Source organism: Rhodoferax saidenbachensis (genome assembly GCF_031457975.1).
GTDB classification, from domain to species: domain Bacteria; phylum Pseudomonadota; class Gammaproteobacteria; order Burkholderiales; family Burkholderiaceae_C; genus Allorhodoferax; species Allorhodoferax saidenbachensis_A.
The window spans coordinates 288,663-306,737 of sequence record NZ_JAVDXO010000002.1 but is presented as its reverse complement, the minus strand read 5'-3'; the positions used below and the strand labels follow the sequence as shown (position 1 = coordinate 306,737).

Sequence of the window (18,075 nt, the reverse complement as noted above, 5' to 3'; positions counted from 1 at the left end):
GGTACGTATAGGAAATACTCGCAAAAAACAAAAACCCCGCACAGAAAAACTGCCGGGGTTTGAGGTTCAAAGACCGGCAAGACAAATAGCCTTGCCGACAGAGCGGTAAGGCTAGGTGAGGATCAAATCTTGGATAGAAAACATGGGTCGATTATACGAAGGATCGAGATTTTTTGCTTGCGAGGCCTAGCGACGCCGAATGCTTTTGTAGACTCTGCCTATGGACAATGCAGACGCAAGCAAGGAACACTGGCCACAGGTTGGCACAGGGCTATGGACCCGCTGGTGGGGCTATCTCGTGCGCTGGCTGGTGTTTGGCATTGTCGTAGGCTTGTTCCAGCCGGTGCAAGAAGACCCCTCCCAGTACTGGGAACTCAAGGCCATTCAGGTGGTACTCGGCATCTTGTTTGGCGTGGTTGCGGCCGTGGTTTTTACAGTCTGCGAAAACAAGTTCAACACCCCGCGTGTGAAGTGGAAGACTTGGCTGTTGGTCTTGCTGACCTGGCTGGTTGTCAAAGCCGGCTTTGTGACAGCAATAGCCTTGAGCTGAACAGGGTCAAGGTCGGCGAAAACTCACCTGTTGTTTGGACCAGTACTTGGACTGCAATTGGTCCAGCCGCACTTCGCCGCCTGTAGACGGCGCGTGCACAAAGCGCCCTTCGCCCACATAGATGCCTGCATGGGTGGCACGGCCACCCTCCGTAAAGATGGCCAGATCGCCGGTGCGGATGGCGTCCGCCTGCACCGCCTGCCCCCAGCCCACAAGGGCAGCGACGGAGCGCGGGGCGAGTACACCACCCCTGTGTTTGTAGACGTACGCAATGAGGCCGCTGCAGTCGAATCCTCCCGCGGGCGTGTTGCCCCCGTAGCGGTACGGCGTGCCCACCAGTCCAATGGCCATGAGCGTGACCTCATTGGCCTGCTCTGCCGTGAGCCGAGAGGCGACGACTGTCGGTGGCTTCGCTTCAACCGTTTGCTGCGGGGGGGTGGAACAGCCTGCTAGCGCACCAAGTGCCGCGGAGACCGTGAGTACGAGCAGTGCCCCAAAATGCGCTTGATTCGAAGTGGGGTGAATGGCCCTGAAGATCATGAATGCCCGTAACGCTGCAGCACAGTTATCCCAGCAGCTTCTTCTGTACTTCGCGCTTGCCCATCTTCATGACTGCGGCAATTTTCTGCAGCTGTGCAGCGCGCGGCTTGGCTGCACCCGCTTCCCATTTGTGTACCGACAGGTAGGACACGTCCAGTACAGCCGCCATCTGGGCTTGGGTGATTCCCCACTTGGCGCGCAGGGCAGCCAAGCGGCTGGCGCTGAAGCGGATGCCAGCCGCTGCAGCTGACGCGTTCCCTGCCGAGGTCGTACTGTCGTTGGATCGGGATGCTTTGACCGTGGCCTTGAGCGCCGAGGCCAAGGACTTGACCTGGCGTTTCAATGCGGCGATTTCCGAACGATGGATTGTCGTCGCTTTGCGCAGGGCCAGCAGCTCGTCTTTGAGCTCTTTGCGGGCAACACGGGCGATTTCAGACTTGAGGGAATTGATCAATGAGCTCATACAGAAGATGGTAGTCCTGAAACATTATTAAACGCCATCAAAAGAAAAGGCGGCAGTGATGATGTACCACTGCCGCCCCTCTGTTTGAAACTGACCGGTTTACTTCTTTTTATTCACCGCGGCCTTGAAGGCTGCTCCGGCGCTGAATTTTGGCACAGTGGCGGCGGCAATCTTCAGTGCTTCGCCGGTGCGTGGGTTTTTGCCCTTGCGTGCGGCGCGTTTGGTGGCCTTGAAGGTGCCAAAGCCAATCAGCTGCACGTCTTCTTTTTTGGCCACGGTCTTGGTGATGATTTGTACCAGGGCATCAATGGTGCGGCCTGCGGCGGCCTTGGACATGTCGGTCTCTTTGACCAGGGCTTCAATCAATCCAGCTTTGTTCAATCTAATACTCCAGAAAATAAAGGGGTGGGATAAATTTTGACACAAAGTGCAGGGCAGGCAGTTTTGCTACTCAGCTTTTCCGTTTGGCATAGCGTTGCGCCAGCACGGCGCACACCATGAGCTGGATCTGGTGGAACAGCATGAGTGGCAGCAACATCACGCCCACAACGGGCGCGGCAAACAGCACCTTGGCCATGGGCACGCCACTGGCCAAGCTTTTCTTGGAGCCGCAGAAGACGATGGTGATTTCGTCTTCCTTGTTAAAGCCAAGAGCACGACTAGTCCACGTGGTGACGGCCAGCGACAGGGCTAGCAAGATGCAGCACGCCACCACCAGACCTGCCAACACCGGCAGTGGTACCTGCTTCCACAGCCCCTCAATGACCGCGGCACTGAAGGCCGTGTAGACCACCAGCAGGATGGAACCTTGGTCCACAAATTTCAAGCCTGCAGCGTGGCGCTTCACAAAGCCACCCACCCAGGGCTGCAGCAGTTGACCCGCAACGAAAGGCAGCATCAGTTGCAGCATGATTTTGAGGACCGCCTCCAGCTCACTGGCGCCTGACACACCACCGGGCACGACCAACCAGCCCACCAGCAGCGGTGTGACAAACACGCCAATCAGGCTGGACGCGGATGCGCTGCACACTGCTGCCGACACATTGCCACGTGCCATGGCGGTGAACGCGATGGCGGACTGCACCGTAGCTGGCAGAGCGCACAGAAACAGCATGCCTGTTGCCAGGTCGGGCGTGAGTGCCAGGTTGAATACCGGCCGCAACAGAAGCCCCAGGATGGGGAATATCGCAAATGTGCACAGCAGAACCAGCAGGTGCAGCCGCCAGTGGCTCAGACCCGCCACCACGGCAGCCCGCGACAGCTTGGCACCGTGCAAAAAAAACAGCAGCGCAATGGCTGCAGTGGTCAAAATCTCAAAGCCGTGGGCCACCGCGCCTTGCGCTGGCAACACGCTGGCAACAGCGACGACGGCGAGCAAGGTCAGGGTGAAGTTGTCGGGGAGAAAGCGGGAGCGTGTCATGGTGGGGCCCTGCATGGTACCCGTGCGCGGGCTTTACACAAGCTTCACCTCGACGCGGCTTGAATTTTCAGGGCGGGCCATCAATTAGCTGGATGCAATCAGCCAACTTTGTGAGGAACGCTTATGCAATACATGTCCCTGGTTCAACGCGCACTGCGAGGAATGGTCATCGCGCTGTGCCTGGGCGCCGGCCTGGCCATGGCCCAAGCTGAACCCACGCTTAACGAGGTCTATGCCACGGCGCAAGCCGGCAAGATCGACCAAGCCCAGGTAATGATGCAGCAGGTACTGGTGTCGCACCCCGGCAGTGCCAAGGCCTACTTTGTGCAGAGTGAGCTGTTTGCACGCCAGGGCAACCGGGCTCGCGCCCAAGAGTCGCTGGCCAAAGCTGAGCAGCTGGCCCCGGGCCTGCCCTTTGCCAAGCCTGAGGCCGTACGATCCCTGCGCGCGCAACTTGCTTTGTCCTCTGCTGTGGTGGCGAACCCGGCGCAAAAATATGCCGTTGCCCCTGCGATCCAACAAACCGCGTCTGCCAATTGGCTGTTGCCGGCGTTGCTGGCCGGTCTGGTGCTGGTAGTGGGGTACTTCCTGTTTCGCCGGCGTCCCCCGGTCACACCCCTGCAACCCGCAGGCTATAGCTCAGGCTTGAATGGCCCACAGCTGTTTGGCAGCGGTGCGGGCACGTCGCCCACCTACGGCCCTACGCCCTACGGCCAACCCGCTGGCAGCGGGCTTGGCGGCAAGATTCTGGGCGGTGTGGCCACCGGCTTGGCTGTGGGTGCTGGCGTCATGGCGGCCGAGGCCATAGGCCGCAATCTGATGGGCGAACGCCATTCCACGCTGTCGCCGGACAGCCTGTCGGGCGATGGCTACCAGCCCATGGCCGGCAATACCGATATGGGCGGGCAGGACTTTGGCGTAACCGACGGCAACGCATGGGACGATGGTGGCTCTATGGACGGTGGTTCGAACGACTGGGACAACTAAGCGTCCGCGGTCGGTTAGATTCGCAGCTTCTGCCCTCTTTGAGCCACGCATGCCCAAACCCACTGCCAACGCCTACCGCCCCAGCCTCTCCGTTCCTATCGTCAAGGTCTCCAGCCAGGTACTGACCGCACTGCTGTGTTTGGCAGTGCTGGTGTATGGGCTGTTGCCGGGCCTGCTGGCGGTGTGTGTGGGCTTTCTGGCCACGGCGGGTCTGGCCCGCTGGCGCGGTGTAGGGCGGTTGCGCCTCTCGCCCATCTGGGCGGCCGCGCTGGTCATCCTCATGCCCATCGTGGCCATCGGCTTTTTCATGGCCAACGCCAAAGGCATGGTGTTCGGTGCGGTCACCCAGTACCAGGCGCTGCTGCGCCACCTGGCTGGCACGGTGCTCGAAATCCGGCAAAAGCTTCCGCCCGACCTAGCCAGCCACCTGCCCGATGAACTGGTGGCCGCGCAAACCTGGCTGGCCAGCTACCTGCAGTCCCAAGCCCACGCACTCACCGGCATTGGCTCGGCCGGTTTGCATGGCGGCCTGCTGGTGTACGTGGGGCTGGTGATTGGTGCGCTCATTGTGGGCACGCCGTCTGCGGTGAGCTACGCACCCCTGCGTCTGCAGATGCGTGAACGGGCCACACATTTCATGGAATCGTTCCGCCAAATCGTGATCGCGCAGTTCTGGATTGCAGCCTTCAACGCCGTGTGCACTGGCGTGTTCCTGATGGTGGCGCTGCCCCAGTTTGGCGTAAACATGCCTTATGCCAGCTCGCTGGTCGCGCTCACCTTTTTTGCCGGGCTCATTCCCATAGTGGGCAACCTGCTGTGCAACAGCGTGTTGACGCTGGCCGGCGTATCCATTTCGCCCACCGTGGGGCTGGCTTGCCTGCTGTTTCTGGTGGCCATCCACAAGTTTGAATATTTCATCAACGCCAAGGTAGTGGGCAAGCGCACCGGCACCTCGGCCTGGGAACTGCTCACGGTGATGTTTGTAGGCGAGGCGATTTTTGGCGTTGCCGGACTGGTCTCTGCACCGCTGTACTACGCCTATGCCAAGCGCGAATTGCAGGCGGACGCCCTGATTTAGTCTGGTTGAATAATGTTTGGCGGTTTTTGTCCGAAAGTTGGCGATGGTGGACCTTTTGCACCAACACCAAGAGGGCTACAGTAAGGACATCGCAACTCACTGGTGTCCTCAAATGTCCTCCTCTGTTAAAACAAAATCTGCTCTCATCATCATCGACGTGCAAGAGTCCTTTGCCCAGATGCCCTTCTGGTCGCAGGGCATCCATGCGCCATTTCAGCAGGCGCTATTGAAGCTGGATGCAGGTGCTCGCGCTGCCGATGTGCCGGTGGTACACGTCTACCATGTGGGGCGTGCAGGCCCGTTCTTGCCTGAGTCCGGCTTTGTTAAACCCTTGCCTTGGTTGCCAGGCAACCCCTCTGTGCGTTTTGACAAACACACGCACAACGCGTTTACTGACACTGGCCTGGACCTGTGGCTGCGCCGCCAAGGCGTCACCAAACTCATCATCAGCGGCATCCGCACCGAGCAGTGCTGCGAGACCACGGCCCGTGTGGGCTCGGACCTGGGTTACGACGTGGACTTTGTGTCCGAAGCTACGCTCACATTCCCCATGACGCACGAAGGAAGCGGCCGTACCTTCAGCGCAGAGGAAATCACCACCCGTACCGAGCTGGTCCTGGCGGACCGCTTTGCGCGCATCGTTGATGTGGATACTTGCCTGGCCGATCTGGCCACCTAAAGGAGAGCCCCATGCTGCAACTGCGCCCCAACTGTGAATGCTGCAATGTCGACCTGCTGCCCGCAGCGTCTAACGCCCGCATCTGTTCGTTTGAATGCACGTTTTGTGCGGACTGTGTAGACACGCGCCTGTTGGGCGTGTGCCCCAACTGCGGCGGTGGTTTTGTGCCACGCCCCATTCGCCCTGCGGGGAAGCTGGCGAACAACCCTCCGTCCACCACGCGTGTGTTCAAGCCCCAAGGATGCGTCACACCACCCCAGCCCGCCTCGGTGACCGCATGAGCGTCAGTTTGCCCATGCGGCCCAAAGACCTGGGGTTGGCCTTGCTGGTCATCCTGGTCTGGGGCGTTAACTTCGCGGTGATCAAGGTCGGTGTGGTGGGGATTCCGCCGCTGTTGCTGGGGGCGCTGCGCTTCATGCTGGCAGCGTTCCCCGCGCTGCTGTTCCTCAAACCACCCAAAGTGCCGCTGCGTTTGTACCTGGCCTATGGCCTCACTATCTCGGTGGGGCAGTTTGCGTTTTTGTTCAGCGCCATCCACGTGGGCATGCCCTCGGGTCTGGCCTCGCTGGTGTTGCAGTCGCAATCGTTCTTCACGCTGTTGTTGGCGGCCTGGTGGTTGAAGGAACGCTGGCAGGCCAACCAGATGGCCGGGCTGTTGCTGGCCGCCCTGGGGTTGTTGCTGATTGGCAGTGCGAGTGGTGCGGCGAATGGCGTGTCCATGCCCCTGCTGGGCTTCTTGCTCACTATTGCCGCGGCAGTCATGTGGGCTTGCGGCAATATCGTTACCCGCGCGGTAGGGCGCTACGGCCCGATGAACCAACTGGCCTTTGTGGTCTGGGCCAGCCTGGTGCCGCCGTTGCCGTTTCTGGCGCTCTCTGCCTGGCTGGAAGGGCCGGACGCCATGCTGCTGGCCCTGCGGCACATCGACTTGGCCGCCGTGGGGGCCATCGCCTACCTGGCCTGGGCCGCCACGCTGTTGGGCTATGGGTTGTGGACGCACCTGATGTCCCGCTACCCTACCAACCGCGTGGCGCCATTCACACTGCTGGTGCCCATCGTGGGGTTGACCACGGGTTGGGTGGTGTTTGGCGAGGCGCTGCGCCCCATCCACTTTGCGGGCGGTGCGTTGCTGATGGCGGGACTGCTGGTCAATGTGTTTGGTGCGCCGCTGTTCGCCCGCATCAAGGAAATAGCATGGAAGACCTGAAGCTTTCCATCTACCTGGTGCTCACGCCCAATGTGCTGATGCTGGACTACGCAGGCCCGGCCGAGGCGCTGCGCATGGCGCGTGACATGGGCGCCCCCATTGCGCTGCACACCTGCGGGCCGCAGGCGCACATCACCACCTCGCTCAGCACCAGTCTGTCGGGCCTGGAGCCTTTGCCCGCACAGCTGCCGCCGCGGAGCCTGGTGCTGATCGTGGGCAATAGCAACGAGGTGGTGGACTACGCCACCGAGGCCGCACACACTGTAGTGCAGTGGCTCAAGACCGCACCGCTGGCCGACACACGCTTGGCCAGCATCTGCTCGGGCGCGCTGCTGCTCGCGCAGGCGGGTTGCCTGGACGGGCGGCATTGCACCACCCACCACACGCTGATTGCCGATCTGCAGGCCTGTGCACCCACCGCTCAGGTAGTGACAGATCGCATCTTTGTCGACGATGGCCGCGTGCTCACCAGTGCCGGCATCACCACCGGCATTGACCTGGCGCTCTACATCGTCGAACAGGCGGCGGGCCCCGAGCTCGCCGCCCGTGTGGCACGCCGCTTGGTGATGTACCAGCGCCGTGGCGCGCACGACCCGCAAATGTCGCCCTGGCTGGCGCACCGCAACCATATGCACCCCGCGGTGCACCGCGCGCAAGACGCCGTGGCGCGCGAGCCCGAGCGCGCCTGGACCCTGGAAGAGCTGGCCGAGGTGGCCTGTGTGAGCGCCCGCCACCTGAGCCGCCTGTTTGCGCTGCACACCGGTATCAGCGTTGTGGCCTATCAGCAGCAGCTGCGCATTGCCCGGGCGCAAGAGATGCTGGCGCACAACCCCACGCTGTCGCAAGAGCGCTTGGCCCAGGCCTGTGGGTTTGGCTCGGCGCGGGATTTTCGGCGGGTGTGGCAGCGCTGCGCGTCGCCTCAGGCGCTACGCTGAGGTTCTGCGCAATGAGCCGCTGGATGTCTCCACTGGCATAGCCACGCTTGATGACCTGGTTGAACTCAGCCAGCCAGGTTTTCATCTGCATGGTTTTGGGAAGCGCCAAAAAGTTCGGCTCGCTACGCAGCGCCACCTTCACTGTGTTGTTGTCCGGCAAGGCCTGGTCGGCGTATTTGAGGATGTCGATGAAGATGCCGCGGCTTTGCCCCTCCTGCAAAAACATCCGCATACGGTGGCGGGTTCAGGAGCCCAGGTTCTGCGCGATGAGCTTCTGGATCTCGCCGCGTCCGTAGCCTTTTTTGATGATTTGGTTGAAATCGTTCAACCAGGTTTTCATCTGCATGTTTTTGGGGAAGGCCAGAAAGTTGGGGTCGCTGCGCAGCGGTACGGGAAGCACCACCAATGCATCGCGCAAGGGCTCCAGTCCCTTGTTGGCACGCAGGATTTCCTCAAATCCGGCCTTGCCCGCGTTGAACAATGCACAGTCAATGCGGTCGAGCACCAGTTTGTTCAGGCGCTCCACCGCTCCGCCGTCACCATCTACCGTAAACACGCCAGCCTCCACGGCTTTTTCAAAAGCCTCTCCATAGCTGCCGCCGCGCCCCAGGCCCACACGTTTGCCCCGCAGGTCAGCCATCTCCTTGAAGCTGAATTCTCGGCCCTTGTGCACCACGATTACCACATCGTCTACGTATACCGGGTCGGAGTAATCAAACAGTGCAGCGCGCTCCTGTGTCCACGACAAGCCCACGATGCCGCCCACGCCGCCGCTGGCATAGCGGTAGGAGCGAGCCCAGGGGTACAGCTCGACTTTGAAGCTGTCCTCACGCAACTCCTGGTCGGCGTATTTGAGAATGTCGATCAGGATGCCGCGAGGCTTGCCTTCATGCAGGAACATCTTGGGTGCAGAGCTATCACCACCAAACACGGTGATGTCCATGGACCACGCTGCCATAGCGCATGTCAGGCCCAACAAGGCGGATATGAATCGTTTCATTCCATTCTTTTCATTGTGGTGGGTTCGGGGATTTCCAACTTTGCGGAGTATGCTGCTTTTTTGGCCCCAACTGCGACCCCCTCATGAACCCCGAAGCCCTCAAACTCTGGCGCGCCCCGCAATGGGCGTTCTCCATCCTGTTGGCCCTGCTGGGTATGTTGGGGCCGTTCTCCATCGATACCTACATTCCTGCGTTTGCAGGCATCAGCCAGTCGCTGGGCGCCACGCCGGTGCAGATGCAGCAAACGCTGTCGGCCTACCTGTTCGGCTTTGCCTTCATGGCGCTGTTCCATGGCTCGTTTTCCGACAGCTTTGGCCGCCGGCCCGTGGTGCTGTGGGGGCTGGCCGCGTTCACCATCGCGTCCGTCGGTTGCGCGCTGGCGCAAAGCATTGGCCAGCTCATCTTCTTCCGTGCCATGCAGGGCCTGTCCACCGGTGCAGGCATTGTGGTGTCGCGCGCGGTCATCCGCGATGTGTACCCGCCTTCGCAGGCGCAAAAGGTCATGAGCCAGGTCACCATCTTCTTTGGCGTGGCCCCCGCCATTGCGCCCATGGTGGGTGGCTGGCTGCTGGTGCACGCCAGCTGGCACGGCATCTTCTGGTTCCTGACCGGCGTGGGCGTCTTCTTGTGGTTAGCCAATTTCTTCTTGCTGCCCGAGACCCTGCACCCCACGCAGCGCCAGCATTTCCACATCAAGAACCTGATGGCGGGCTACTGGAAGCTGGGCTCGGACCCGCGCTTTGTGCTGCTGGCGCTGGCCAGCGGCATTCCGTTCAACGGCATGTTTTTGTATGTGCTCAGCGCGCCTGTGTTTCTGGGCGACCACCTGGGGTTGCAACCCCAGCAGTTCTTCTGGTTCTTCATCCTCACCATCAGCGGCATCATGGGCGGCGCCTTTGTCAGCGGCCGCGTGGCCGGCAAGATCAGCCCCAAGAGGCAGATCCGCAACGGCTTCCTCATCATGCTCATCATCGGTCTGCTGAATTTGGCGGCCAACCTGGTCTTCAAGGCGCATGTGAGCTGGGCCCTGTTCCCCATCGCCATCTTCGCGTTTGGCTGGGCCATGATGGTCCCGGTAGTGACCCTGCTGGTGCTGGACCTGCACCCGGACCGCCGCGGCATGGCGTCCAGCCTGCAGATGTTTGTGGGGTCCACGGCCAATGGCCTCGTGGCCGGTGTCATCTCGCCGCTGGTCATGCACTCCACCGTGGCACTGGCCGCATCATCGGTGCTGATGATGTGCCTGGGGCTGGGAGCCTGGGTGTTTATCCGGCGGAAGTGGCCGGAGATTGGGCAGCATGTTGTCAATGTTTGAGTGTCGAAATGACCCGCGTGCGACTCGGTACCTGGCTTGCACAACGCTGGCACTTGCAGCGTATCTATATGTAATAGGAATATATTAAATTCGCCGTTTATGCGTGAATACGGGCCTTGTGTAGGCGTCTGGATTTTCATTGCATTTTGGGGGCGGCATGCGTGTTGGCGTACTTTGGTTGGGCTTGATTCTGGTGGGTTGCGGAGGCGGTGGTGGCAGTGGTGGTTCGTCGGGAGGCGGCACTACCACCATGGACTTCAGTGTGAGCACCACACCAACCAACTCTGCGTTGAGTACCCCTTTCTTGGGGCACACCAAGGTGATGATTGGATTCTCCGGAAGTGCTGGAAACGCAGCCCCCTTCGACATGCAATACCAGTACTTCAATTCAGGTGTCTGGGGTGCTACTTATAACCATGCCAATTGTTTGAACGGCACGTCTCCTTTCAGTGATTGCAAAGGATGGGTCGCCTGGCAGGAGAACAGCACAACGCGGGGTTTGTATGCCGGGCGCTTTGTTGGTAGCGCCAAGGCGCGCACCTGGAACGGCGTGACCCGCCCGCAGATTCCGTTCTTCACCTACTACATGGTGCTACCGGCGTCGGGACTTGCCGAGGGCATCACAGAAACGGCCGCGCTGGACGACCAAACGTTTTTGACCAATTACTTTGATGACTGGCGATTCTTGTTGCAGAAAATCGGGACCGATCAAGCCATGCTGCATGTTGAGCCGGACTTGTTTGGGTACCTGAAAGCCAAAGCCGCGCAAACAACGAGCCTGCCCAGTGCAGTGCCTGCCAAGGTGGCGCTCAGCAATCCCACGGACTGCGGTGCCGGATACACCAACGACGCCGCCGGTTATGTCAAATGTCTGATTCACATGGTGCGCGTCTATGCGCCCAATGCCACAGTGGGTTTGCATGTATCTCCCTGGAATTACACCAGTGCGGGCGACGCTATTTCCTGGGCGAACTTCATGAATGCCATAGGGGCGGGGCAGGGCGATTTTCTGGTGGCTGACCCCAGTGACCGCGATGCGGATTGGTACCGTCTCGTGCAAGGACAGTCTGGTCATGACTGGGATGTGGCCAAGATGACCACCTTTTTGGCGTGGGTGAAGGACGTTTCGCTGGCGGTAGGCAAGCCATTTTTCCTCTGGCAACTGCCATTGGGCAACTCTTACCAGAACAACACGTACCAACACTACAAAGACCAACGCGTGGAATTGCTTTTCACCCATATTGCCGAAGTGCGTGACGCCAATATTCTGGGCTTGCTGTTCGGGAGTGGGGAAACTGCACAAACCAATTTGGATACCGATGGGGGGCTGCTGGTTGGCAAGATGAAGCAGCACTACGCCAACCGTGGTGGCGACTAGGGTGCATCACAAAAAAATGTGAGGACTGGAGTAAACCTTTTTGCCTCGGCCAGGTTCAGATTTCGGTGGAAATCAGCGGGTGGCGCATTGGATCAAATTACGGGTTATTTTGAGATTTCACTGAGCAAACGGTCAGTTATTTTTTTGCGCAAACTGGCCAATTCGCCGCTCGACTTCATTTGTCGAATGACCGCCTCGACCCGAGGCACGAGGGCACGATGCCGTTCGTTGAGAAAATGATAAAGCTCGATACGTTGCAGCACAGGTAGCAGGGGATGGATGACTTCCTGAAGCCCAAGCCTGTGCAAGATCAGCATGCCACTGAACAGATCATTGACGGCCACGTCGGTGCGGTCTGCATTGAGCATAAGCATCATCTGTTCCATGTTGGTCGTCGGCTCTACCTGTGGCATTCCAGCGGTCCCCCGTTCCGACGAACCCACACCTCGCACGATGCCGATTTTGTAGGGGCGAAGCGAGTCCCATCCGGTCACAGCAAAGCTGGCGCGTTTGGTGAAAGCTGTGGGTTCGATGTAGTTGATGGACACCGGAACGGCAAGTAGGGTGGGGTATTCGTTCTGCACATCAAGCACACGCTGAATCTCGCCATCGAGGCGGCCTTCACTCGACTCCAGCAGTGAGCGCTTGGCAGGCCCGTCCACGAACTGAAGCTGGATGCCCAGCTTGCTGTAGACAACGGTAAGAATCTCGGCACCGACCTGCTGGTCGGGGACATTTTCGATACGGGCAATCCTCAGAACAGATTGAGCGCCACAAAGGCCTACAAGGGTAAGCAAGCTGCAAAACAGAATGGTGCTGCGCCAACGGGCTAATCTGCGGCTGCCACCAATGCGAATGTCGTCCATGAACGGAATCCTTCCAACGCACCTTTGATGGGGTGTCCAATGTCTTTTTTATGGGAACAGAACCCAGATTATGCGTAGATAGGCGATTTTGCAAAAGGCAGGTGTGGACGGCCCAGGGTTGGTGTTGCTAGAGACCAGGCCGCGGTGGGGTACAGAAAGCGGGCAGGGTGGTCACGGGGCGCGATGGCCCCGCCGTGCGCTTATTCCAGTGGCTGCTCGGCAGCCGGTTGGCGCATGCCCACGGCCATGCGGTTCCACGCGTTGATCTGCGCCACGGCCCATGTGAGTTCCACCATTTCCTGCTCGGTGAAATGGCCGTTCAGGCCGGCAAAGGCGCTGTCGTGGTCGCCATGGGTGTCGGCCAACCGGGTCAGGGTTTCGGCCCATTGCAGCGCCGCCCGTTCACGCGGGGTGTAGAAGCTGGTTTCGCGCCAGGTGGGCAGGCTGTTGATGCGCTGCCAGGTCTCGCCATACTTGCGCAAATCACGCACATGCATGTCCAGGCAAAAGGCGCAGCCGTTGATTTGGGACACACGGGTCTGCACCAGTTCAATCAGGGGCAGACCCAGTGTGGAGGCCGCGGTGGCGGCACTCACGCCGGCCATGGCCTGGTAGGGTTTGGGAGCCAGTTGGGTCCAGGGGAGTCGGGCTTGGTTCATGGTGGTCTTTCAGGGTTCAGTGACTCGACATTGAGATGCACATACCCTGAAGACGGCTGCCACATGCGGTTTGTGACAGACCCATCGCCATCAGTGTGTCGATTGCGATGTTCCTTGCTGCCAGGTGGTCGCCAGCTTGTCGGGATTGCGCTGCACATGGATGCGCACGATGCGCTCGCCATCGGTCTCGAACGATTGTGCCGACTCCAGCACACCATCGATGAAACGCAGCAGGCCCCAAGCGCCGTTGATGTTGGCCAGCTCCACGCGCAGCGCGCTGCCGTTGCGCAGGCCGGTAGCTAGGTAGAGCTGTGCAATGCGCGTGCCGCCCAGCAGCGTGCGCCCAAAGCTGGGCACCTTGCCACCACCGTCGCCAATCAGCTCGGCCTGTTCGGCCAGCAGCGATTTCAGGGCCACAAAGTCGCCGCGTACCGACGCCTCGGCAAAGTTGCGCAGCAGGCGCAAATGGGTTTCGCGCGGCACCACATGTGCGCCACTTCGTCATAGCCGGCTTCAAACACCTCGCGCATCAGGTAGGCAGCGCGCGCCTCGGGCGCCAGGCGCTCCAGCAGGCTCAGGAAGGCCATCGACACATCGTCGGCACGCTCCAGCATTTGTTCGGGCGTGGCCGGCGGCTCGGACAGCAGGGGCTCTGGAAGCCAGGTGCCCACATAGTGTTCGCGCTCCACCTTGGCGGCGCGCAGCCGGTCAATGGCGATGCGCGTGGTCACGGTGACCAGCCAGGCCTCGGCGTTGTCCACCGTGGCCGGCGCCGCTTCATGCCAGCGCAGCCAGGCGTCCTGCACCACCTCCTCGGCCTCGGCGGTGGAGCCGAGCATGCGGTAGGCAATGCCTTTGAGCCGAGGGCGCAGGCGCGTGAAAGTGTGCTGGGTGTCTTCCATAAAGTCATTAGACGGGGAAGCCGCATGGTTTGTGACAGGGCTGTTCTCGATTTTGATAGCAGGGGCGTTTTCCATATACTGTTTATAAATACAGTTTCCCGTTAAACCCCTTGCCATGGCTAGCGTTGCGCGCATTTCCTCTTCCGATTCTTCGGACCTGCAAGGCATCCACGCCGATGTCTGGCATGCGCACGCCCTGGCCTCTGCGCCGCAGGCCGTGCAGCCCACGGGCGACGCGCGGCTGGACGCCCAACTGCCCGGCGGCGGCTGGCCCGTGGGCGCGCTGATCGAGCTGCTGCAGCCCGCCGGTGTGCATAGCGAATGGCGTCTGCTGCTGCCGGCGCTGGCGCGCAGCGGGCAGGGCCCGGTGGTGCTGGTGGGGGCGCCGCAGCTGCCGTTTGTGCCCGCGCTGGCGGCGCAGGGGCTGGCCGTGGCGCGGCTGGTGTGGGTGACGGCGCAGGCCGCTACGGCGCGGCTGTGGGCGGCCGAGCAAGCGCTGCGCTGCGCCGAGGTGGACGCGGTCCTGGCCTGGCTGCCCCAGGCCCGGGGCGACCAGCTGCGCCGCCTGCAGATGGCCGCGGCCGATCACCACAAGCTGCTCTTCGTCATGCGCGCGCAGCAGACACAGGCCGATGCCTCGCCTGCGCTCCTGCGCCTGCAGCTGGTGCCCCAGGCTCCGACGCAGGCGCAGGCCGCGGGCAGCGACACCTTGGCCGTGCACATCCTCAAACGCCGCGGTCCGCCGCTGGCAGAGCCGCTGGTGCTGCAGGCCCGCCCGGCGCGCCTGGCCGTGTGGCTGGCGGCCAGCCAACTGCCGGGCCAGCCACCCGCCGCAACGCAGGAGGCGCACGACCATGCACTGGATCGCATTGCGGTTGCAGCCTGATGCTGCGGCCCATCCCGACGCGTCAGCACTGGCCGACCCGCTGACCGCGCTGGCCTGGTGGGCGCTGCGCTTCACACCGCTGGTGGCGCAGGTGGAGGACACGCTGGTGCTGGAGGTCTCCGGCAGCGAGCGGCTGTTTGGCGGCCGCCAGGCCCTGGTGCAGCAGTTTTTGATACCAAATGAGCTGCTAGCCCCCGTGGAAACCGCGCAAGGTGCTACATCTTTAGTAGCAATGGCGCGGCTGTGGAGCCAAACCCAGGCTACGCCCGACGCCCTGCCGGTCTACACCCTGGCCGCCACGCGACCACACCTGCCCACGCTGGCGCGCCTGGGCGTGCGCACCTGGGGCCAACTGCGTGCGCTGCCGCGCGGCGGGCTGGTGCGCCGCTTTGGCGCGGAGCTGGTGGATGCGCTGGACCGCGCCTATGGCCAGCGGCCCGAGGTCTACCCCTGGTGCACGCTGCCCGAGGTATTTGACGCCCCGCTGGAGCTGGCCGCCAGCGTGGAGTCCGCCCCCGCGCTGCTGTTTGGCGCGCGGCGTTTGCTGGCGCAGCTGCTGGTGTGGCTGCGCGCGCGCCAGCGCGGTGTGCTGGCATTGGAGTTGCTGTGGGAGCTGGATGCGCGCCGCGCCAACACCCGCCATGTGGACGCCCACCACGCCGGTGGCCAGCAGGGCCGGCTGGAGCTGCGCACCGCCCAGTCCACGCAGGACATGGCCCACCTGCAGCGCTTGCTGGGCGAGCAGTTGGCGCGCGTGACCCTGCCCGCGCCCGTGCTCACCCTGCGCCTGCGCAGCCTGCAAACGCAGCCGATGGCCGGCGAGAGCCACAGCCTGCTGCCCGACGACCTGCGCAAGGGCGACAGTCTGCACCAGACGCTGGAGCGCCTGGGCGCGCGGCTGGGGCCCGAGCAGGTGCTGTGCGCCCAGCCGCTGGCCGACCACCGGCCCGAACACATGCAGCGCTGGGTGCCGTGGCAGGCGCCGCAGGCAAACAAGAATGCTCCTAAATCAGGAGCTGCTGGCGCAATGAATACGGGGGCTAAAGGCCTGAATGACTCTGAGTTACTGGGTGAAGCTGCCGCGCTATACCCCACCTGGCTGCTGCCCACGCCGCAGCGCCTGGTGGTGCGCCAGCAGTGCCCGCAGTACCAGGGGCCTCTCACGCTGCTGGCCGGGCCGCAGCGGCTGGAGACCGGCTGGCTGGAGGGCGAGCCTGCGCTGCGCGACTACTTTGTGGCGCGCAGCCCGCAGGCCGGGCTGGTGTGGGTGTTTCGTGAACGCATGGGGGCGCAGGCCTGGTACCTGCACGGTCTGTTTGCCTGAGGAGGAGCGTGGTTCCGTCAGCGCATCCGGAACTTGAGTTGGATGACAAACGCCCCGTCCACCTTGTTGTTGATGCTGGGAATCAGCCCCAGGTTCATGCCGAAGCGCGTCCCTTCGTAGCTGGCCATGGGCAGCGCGGCCAGAAAGGCGCCACCGTGGGCAATGCCGGGGTAGCCGTTCATCACGCCCAGCGCGGCACCCAGCTTCCAGCCGCCCAGCGACAGGGGCTGCCAGCTGACGGCGGCATAGGTGGTCGTTTGGCGAATGCTGTTGTTGAAGGCGCCGGCCATCAGCGCCACGTCGGGCTGCAGCCGGTACTCCACGCCCATGCCCACGTTGTTTTCGTTGTAGTCCTTGTCGCGGTTCACGTGGCTGGAGAATCCGCCCAGGTTGACCCAGAGTGCGCCCGCGTCTGGCGGCCCCGCGTCAGCCCACGCAGCCCAAGGCACGCAGGCCGCGCTCACCAGTAGCAGATAGCACCGAGTCTTCATGCAAGTCCCTCACGCTGGCACAAGGGTACACCCGTGTGGTGCGGCCATGTAAAAAGGCCCCAGCGGGGCCTTTGGTCTGCGAGCGCTCAAGGGCTCAGGCAGCGCGGCGGCGGCGGGCGATGAAGCCCATCAACCCCAGGCCAGCCAGCAGCATGGCGTAGGTTTCGGGTTCAGGCACGGCCGTGACGGGCAGGGTCATGGACAGCAGGTCGCCCATTTTTTTCTTGTCGCCCACGTTGTCCAGGAACTGGACTTTGATGTGGGGGGCAGTCAGGCTCAACGCACCATTGGCAGTGAAGTCAATCCGCCACACCAGGCTGTCGGTCAGTGCCAAAGGCGCGCCGCTGGAAAAGCATGCGCCTTTGGTATTGCCGTTGCTGCTGCAGCCCAGGCTGCTGCCGTTCACGCCGCCATGCGCGACATCCGTGACAAAACCAGCGGGGCCACTCACGATGGTGGCTCCGGTGACTTCGAACGAGCCCAGTTCCTTGATTTCAAAGCCCTTGAGAAAGCTGGCGCCCGCCCAGTTGCCGGTGGCGTGGGTGGCATTGAGGATGGAGAACTCCAGCGTGTCGGCATCGATGGCGCGGGACGCAAAAGTGACTCCCTGGAATGTCAATGAATTGGCGGCTTGCGCACCAAAGGACAACAGACCCAGAGCAAAGGCGGCGAAAATAGCGGGGAATTTCTTCATGGCAGGTCTGTAGGCATTCGGTTTGTAACTAAATGTATTGTCGGGCTTTGCTATCCGCTTTGCACTAGTCCAGTCGGATCACCCCGCGGGGTTCGTGTGAACAATTACTTGTTTTTCTCATTTTTTGCCGCACCGCACCATGAACCTCCCTACCCACCAACTCAGCATGACCGTGCTCATGTCGCCCGACATGGCCAATTTTTCCGGCAACGTGCACGGCGGCGCCATTCTCAAGCTGCTGGACCAAGTGGCCTATGCCTGCGCCAGCCGCTATGCGTCGCGCTATGTGGTCACGCTCAGTGTGGACCGGGTGCTGTTCCTGCAGGCCATCCATGTGGGGGAGCTGGTCACCTTTCTGGCCAGCGTCAACTACACGGGCAAGTCGTCCATGGAGATCGGCATCAAGGTGATTGCCGAAAACATCCGCTCCCAGGAAGTGCGCCATGTGAACAGCTGTTTCTTCACCATGGTGGCGGTGGACGACCACGGCAAGGCCGCCCCCGTGCCGCCGCTGCAACCCGAGACCCCCGACGAGGTGCGCCGCTTTGAGGCCGCCCAGTTGCGCAAGCAGCTGCGCCACGAGCTGGAGCAAAAATTTCGCCAGACCCGGCCCAGCGGCACAATCTAAGGGATAACCCTATACTGGTCCGCACTGCATGTCCTCTTGTGCACCGAAAGGACTCCTGTGATCGACCTCCCC

20 protein-coding genes and 2 pseudogenes are annotated in these 18,075 nt (G+C 61.8%); 12 read left to right on the top strand and 10 right to left on the bottom strand.

What is annotated here, in order from left to right:
* Window positions 1-220 precede the first annotated feature (220 nt).
* A complete protein-coding gene (locus J2X15_RS05555; protein WP_310340130.1) occupies window positions 221-550 on the top strand; it encodes a hypothetical protein in 330 nt (109 codons plus the stop codon).
* Between the two features lie 6 nt (window positions 551-556).
* Here J2X15_RS05555 and J2X15_RS05550 read toward each other — a convergent pair whose 3' ends face one another.
* The 4 genes from J2X15_RS05550 to J2X15_RS05535 all read right to left on the bottom strand — a co-directional run bounded on the left by J2X15_RS05550 (window position 557) and on the right by J2X15_RS05535 (window position 2,973).
* On the bottom strand, window positions 557-901 hold the full coding sequence (locus tag J2X15_RS05550; RefSeq protein ID WP_310340128.1) for a C40 family peptidase: 345 nt from the start codon (window positions 899-901) through the stop codon (window positions 557-559).
* Window positions 902-1,115: 214 nt separating this feature from the next.
* Complete coding sequence (locus J2X15_RS05545) at window positions 1,116-1,553, bottom strand: helix-turn-helix domain-containing protein (protein ID WP_310340126.1); 438 nt, start codon at window positions 1,551-1,553, stop codon at window positions 1,116-1,118.
* 99 nt (window positions 1,554-1,652) lie between these two features.
* Entirely contained in the window at window positions 1,653-1,934 is a 282-nt protein-coding gene (locus J2X15_RS05540; protein WP_310340125.1) for an HU family DNA-binding protein, read from the bottom strand.
* A gap of 70 nt (window positions 1,935-2,004) precedes the next feature.
* Window positions 2,005-2,973, bottom strand: a complete 969-nt coding sequence (locus J2X15_RS05535; RefSeq protein ID WP_310340123.1) for a bile acid:sodium symporter family protein — start codon at window positions 2,971-2,973, stop codon at window positions 2,005-2,007.
* A 123-nt stretch (window positions 2,974-3,096) separates the two neighbouring features.
* Between J2X15_RS05535 and J2X15_RS05530 the strand changes: the two genes are divergently transcribed.
* The 6 genes from J2X15_RS05530 to J2X15_RS05505 all read left to right on the top strand — a co-directional run bounded on the left by J2X15_RS05530 (window position 3,097) and on the right by J2X15_RS05505 (window position 7,859).
* Window positions 3,097-3,960, top strand: coding sequence for a hypothetical protein (locus tag J2X15_RS05530; RefSeq protein WP_310340122.1), 864 nt, complete (start codon window positions 3,097-3,099; stop codon window positions 3,958-3,960).
* A gap of 49 nt (window positions 3,961-4,009) precedes the next feature.
* Window positions 4,010-5,038, top strand: coding sequence for an AI-2E family transporter (locus J2X15_RS05525; RefSeq protein WP_310340120.1), 1,029 nt, complete (start codon window positions 4,010-4,012; stop codon window positions 5,036-5,038).
* 112 nt (window positions 5,039-5,150) lie between these two features.
* Window positions 5,151-5,717: an isochorismatase family protein gene (locus tag J2X15_RS05520; RefSeq protein ID WP_310340118.1), complete on the top strand. Its 567-nt coding sequence runs from the start codon at window positions 5,151-5,153 to the stop codon at window positions 5,715-5,717.
* Window positions 5,718-5,728: 11 nt separating this feature from the next.
* Window positions 5,729-5,998, top strand: a complete 270-nt coding sequence (locus J2X15_RS05515; RefSeq protein ID WP_310340116.1) for a DUF1272 domain-containing protein — start codon at window positions 5,729-5,731, stop codon at window positions 5,996-5,998.
* A gap of 14 nt (window positions 5,999-6,012) precedes the next feature.
* Window positions 6,013-6,924 (top strand): EamA family transporter, encoded by a 912-nt coding sequence (locus J2X15_RS05510; protein WP_476453981.1) that lies wholly within the window; start codon window positions 6,013-6,015, stop codon window positions 6,922-6,924.
* Window positions 6,912-7,859 carry a GlxA family transcriptional regulator gene (locus J2X15_RS05505; RefSeq protein ID WP_310340113.1) on the top strand — a complete coding sequence of 316 codons (948 nt, stop codon included), beginning with the start codon at window positions 6,912-6,914 and terminating at the stop codon, window positions 7,857-7,859. Before J2X15_RS05510 ends, J2X15_RS05505 begins: the two co-directional genes overlap by 13 nt.
* A gap of 244 nt (window positions 7,860-8,103) precedes the next feature.
* Here J2X15_RS05505 and J2X15_RS05500 read toward each other — a convergent pair whose 3' ends face one another.
* The gene (locus J2X15_RS05500; protein ID WP_310340112.1) at window positions 8,104-8,859 is read right to left on the bottom strand and encodes a substrate-binding periplasmic protein; all 756 of its coding nucleotides are present in this window, start codon (window positions 8,857-8,859) and stop codon (window positions 8,104-8,106) included.
* An 83-nt stretch (window positions 8,860-8,942) separates the two neighbouring features.
* Here J2X15_RS05500 and J2X15_RS05495 point away from each other — a divergent pair, with 83 nt between their 5' ends.
* Both J2X15_RS05495 and J2X15_RS05490 read left to right on the top strand, forming a co-directional pair.
* Complete coding sequence (locus J2X15_RS05495) at window positions 8,943-10,175, top strand: multidrug effflux MFS transporter (protein WP_310340111.1); 1,233 nt, start codon at window positions 8,943-8,945, stop codon at window positions 10,173-10,175.
* 250 nt (window positions 10,176-10,425) lie between these two features.
* A complete protein-coding gene (locus J2X15_RS05490) occupies window positions 10,426-11,553 on the top strand; it encodes a hypothetical protein (protein WP_310340110.1) in 1,128 nt (375 codons plus the stop codon).
* A gap of 104 nt (window positions 11,554-11,657) precedes the next feature.
* On the opposite strand, the gene J2X15_RS05485 is transcribed toward J2X15_RS05490, so the two are convergent.
* From J2X15_RS05485 to J2X15_RS05475, 3 genes and pseudogenes are all read right to left on the bottom strand, one after another.
* A complete protein-coding gene (locus tag J2X15_RS05485) occupies window positions 11,658-12,419 on the bottom strand; it encodes a substrate-binding periplasmic protein (RefSeq protein WP_310340109.1) in 762 nt (253 codons plus the stop codon).
* A gap of 200 nt (window positions 12,420-12,619) precedes the next feature.
* The gene (locus tag J2X15_RS05480; protein ID WP_310340107.1) at window positions 12,620-13,078 is read right to left on the bottom strand and encodes a carboxymuconolactone decarboxylase family protein; all 459 of its coding nucleotides are present in this window, start codon (window positions 13,076-13,078) and stop codon (window positions 12,620-12,622) included.
* Between the two features lie 90 nt (window positions 13,079-13,168).
* Window positions 13,169-13,980: pseudogene (locus tag J2X15_RS05475) on the bottom strand (sigma factor).
* 115 nt (window positions 13,981-14,095) lie between these two features.
* Here J2X15_RS05475 and imuA point away from each other — a divergent pair.
* Window positions 14,096-14,866 (top strand): translesion DNA synthesis-associated protein ImuA, encoded by a 771-nt coding sequence (imuA, locus tag J2X15_RS05470; protein ID WP_310340105.1) that lies wholly within the window; start codon window positions 14,096-14,098, stop codon window positions 14,864-14,866.
* Entirely contained in the window at window positions 14,835-16,190 is a 1,356-nt protein-coding gene (locus tag J2X15_RS05465) for a Y-family DNA polymerase (protein ID WP_310340103.1), read from the top strand. Before imuA ends, J2X15_RS05465 begins: the two co-directional genes overlap by 32 nt.
* 17 nt (window positions 16,191-16,207) lie before the next feature.
* Here the strand turns inward: J2X15_RS05465 and J2X15_RS05460 are convergent, their stop codons facing one another.
* Both J2X15_RS05460 and J2X15_RS21220 read right to left on the bottom strand, forming a co-directional pair.
* A complete protein-coding gene (locus J2X15_RS05460) occupies window positions 16,208-16,681 on the bottom strand; it encodes a hypothetical protein (RefSeq protein WP_310340102.1) in 474 nt (157 codons plus the stop codon).
* Between the two features lie 94 nt (window positions 16,682-16,775).
* Window positions 16,776-16,868, bottom strand: a pseudogene (locus tag J2X15_RS21220) (FxDxF family PEP-CTERM protein); the annotation flags it as partial.
* Window positions 16,869-17,514: 646 nt separating this feature from the next.
* On the opposite strand from J2X15_RS21220, the gene J2X15_RS05450 reads away from it, so the two are divergent.
* Window positions 17,515-18,003: an acyl-CoA thioesterase gene (locus tag J2X15_RS05450; protein WP_310340099.1), complete on the top strand. Its 489-nt coding sequence runs from the start codon at window positions 17,515-17,517 to the stop codon at window positions 18,001-18,003.
* The last annotated feature ends 72 nt before the right edge of the window (window positions 18,004-18,075 follow it).

Coding starts and splice junctions, on each gene's coding strand:
- J2X15_RS05555 (WP_310340130.1), top strand. CDS start 221: ATGGACAATGCAGACGCAAGCAAGGAACACTGGCCACAGGTTGGCACA.
- J2X15_RS05550 (WP_310340128.1), bottom strand. CDS start 901: ATGGCCATTGGACTGGTGGGCACGCCGTACCGCTACGGGGGCAACACG.
- J2X15_RS05545 (WP_310340126.1), bottom strand. CDS start 1,553: ATGAGCTCATTGATCAATTCCCTCAAGTCTGAAATCGCCCGTGTTGCC.
- J2X15_RS05535 (WP_310340123.1), bottom strand. CDS start 2,973: ATGACACGCTCCCGCTTTCTCCCCGACAACTTCACCCTGACCTTGCTC.
- J2X15_RS05530 (WP_310340122.1), top strand. CDS start 3,097: ATGCAATACATGTCCCTGGTTCAACGCGCACTGCGAGGAATGGTCATC.
- J2X15_RS05525 (WP_310340120.1), top strand. CDS start 4,010: ATGCCCAAACCCACTGCCAACGCCTACCGCCCCAGCCTCTCCGTTCCT.
- J2X15_RS05520 (WP_310340118.1), top strand. CDS start 5,151: ATGTCCTCCTCTGTTAAAACAAAATCTGCTCTCATCATCATCGACGTG.
- J2X15_RS05515 (WP_310340116.1), top strand. CDS start 5,729: ATGCTGCAACTGCGCCCCAACTGTGAATGCTGCAATGTCGACCTGCTG.
- J2X15_RS05510 (WP_476453981.1), top strand. CDS start 6,013: ATGCGGCCCAAAGACCTGGGGTTGGCCTTGCTGGTCATCCTGGTCTGG.
- J2X15_RS05505 (WP_310340113.1), top strand. CDS start 6,912: ATGGAAGACCTGAAGCTTTCCATCTACCTGGTGCTCACGCCCAATGTG.
- J2X15_RS05500 (WP_310340112.1), bottom strand. CDS start 8,859: ATGAAACGATTCATATCCGCCTTGTTGGGCCTGACATGCGCTATGGCA.
- J2X15_RS05495 (WP_310340111.1), top strand. CDS start 8,943: ATGAACCCCGAAGCCCTCAAACTCTGGCGCGCCCCGCAATGGGCGTTC.
- J2X15_RS05490 (WP_310340110.1), top strand. CDS start 10,426: ATGGACTTCAGTGTGAGCACCACACCAACCAACTCTGCGTTGAGTACC.
- J2X15_RS05485 (WP_310340109.1), bottom strand. CDS start 12,419: ATGGACGACATTCGCATTGGTGGCAGCCGCAGATTAGCCCGTTGGCGC.
- J2X15_RS05480 (WP_310340107.1), bottom strand. CDS start 13,078: ATGAACCAAGCCCGACTCCCCTGGACCCAACTGGCTCCCAAACCCTAC.
- imuA (WP_310340105.1), top strand. CDS start 14,096: ATGGCTAGCGTTGCGCGCATTTCCTCTTCCGATTCTTCGGACCTGCAA.
- J2X15_RS05465 (WP_310340103.1), top strand. CDS start 14,835: ATGCACTGGATCGCATTGCGGTTGCAGCCTGATGCTGCGGCCCATCCC.
- J2X15_RS05460 (WP_310340102.1), bottom strand. CDS start 16,681: ATGAAGACTCGGTGCTATCTGCTACTGGTGAGCGCGGCCTGCGTGCCT.
- J2X15_RS05450 (WP_310340099.1), top strand. CDS start 17,515: ATGAACCTCCCTACCCACCAACTCAGCATGACCGTGCTCATGTCGCCC.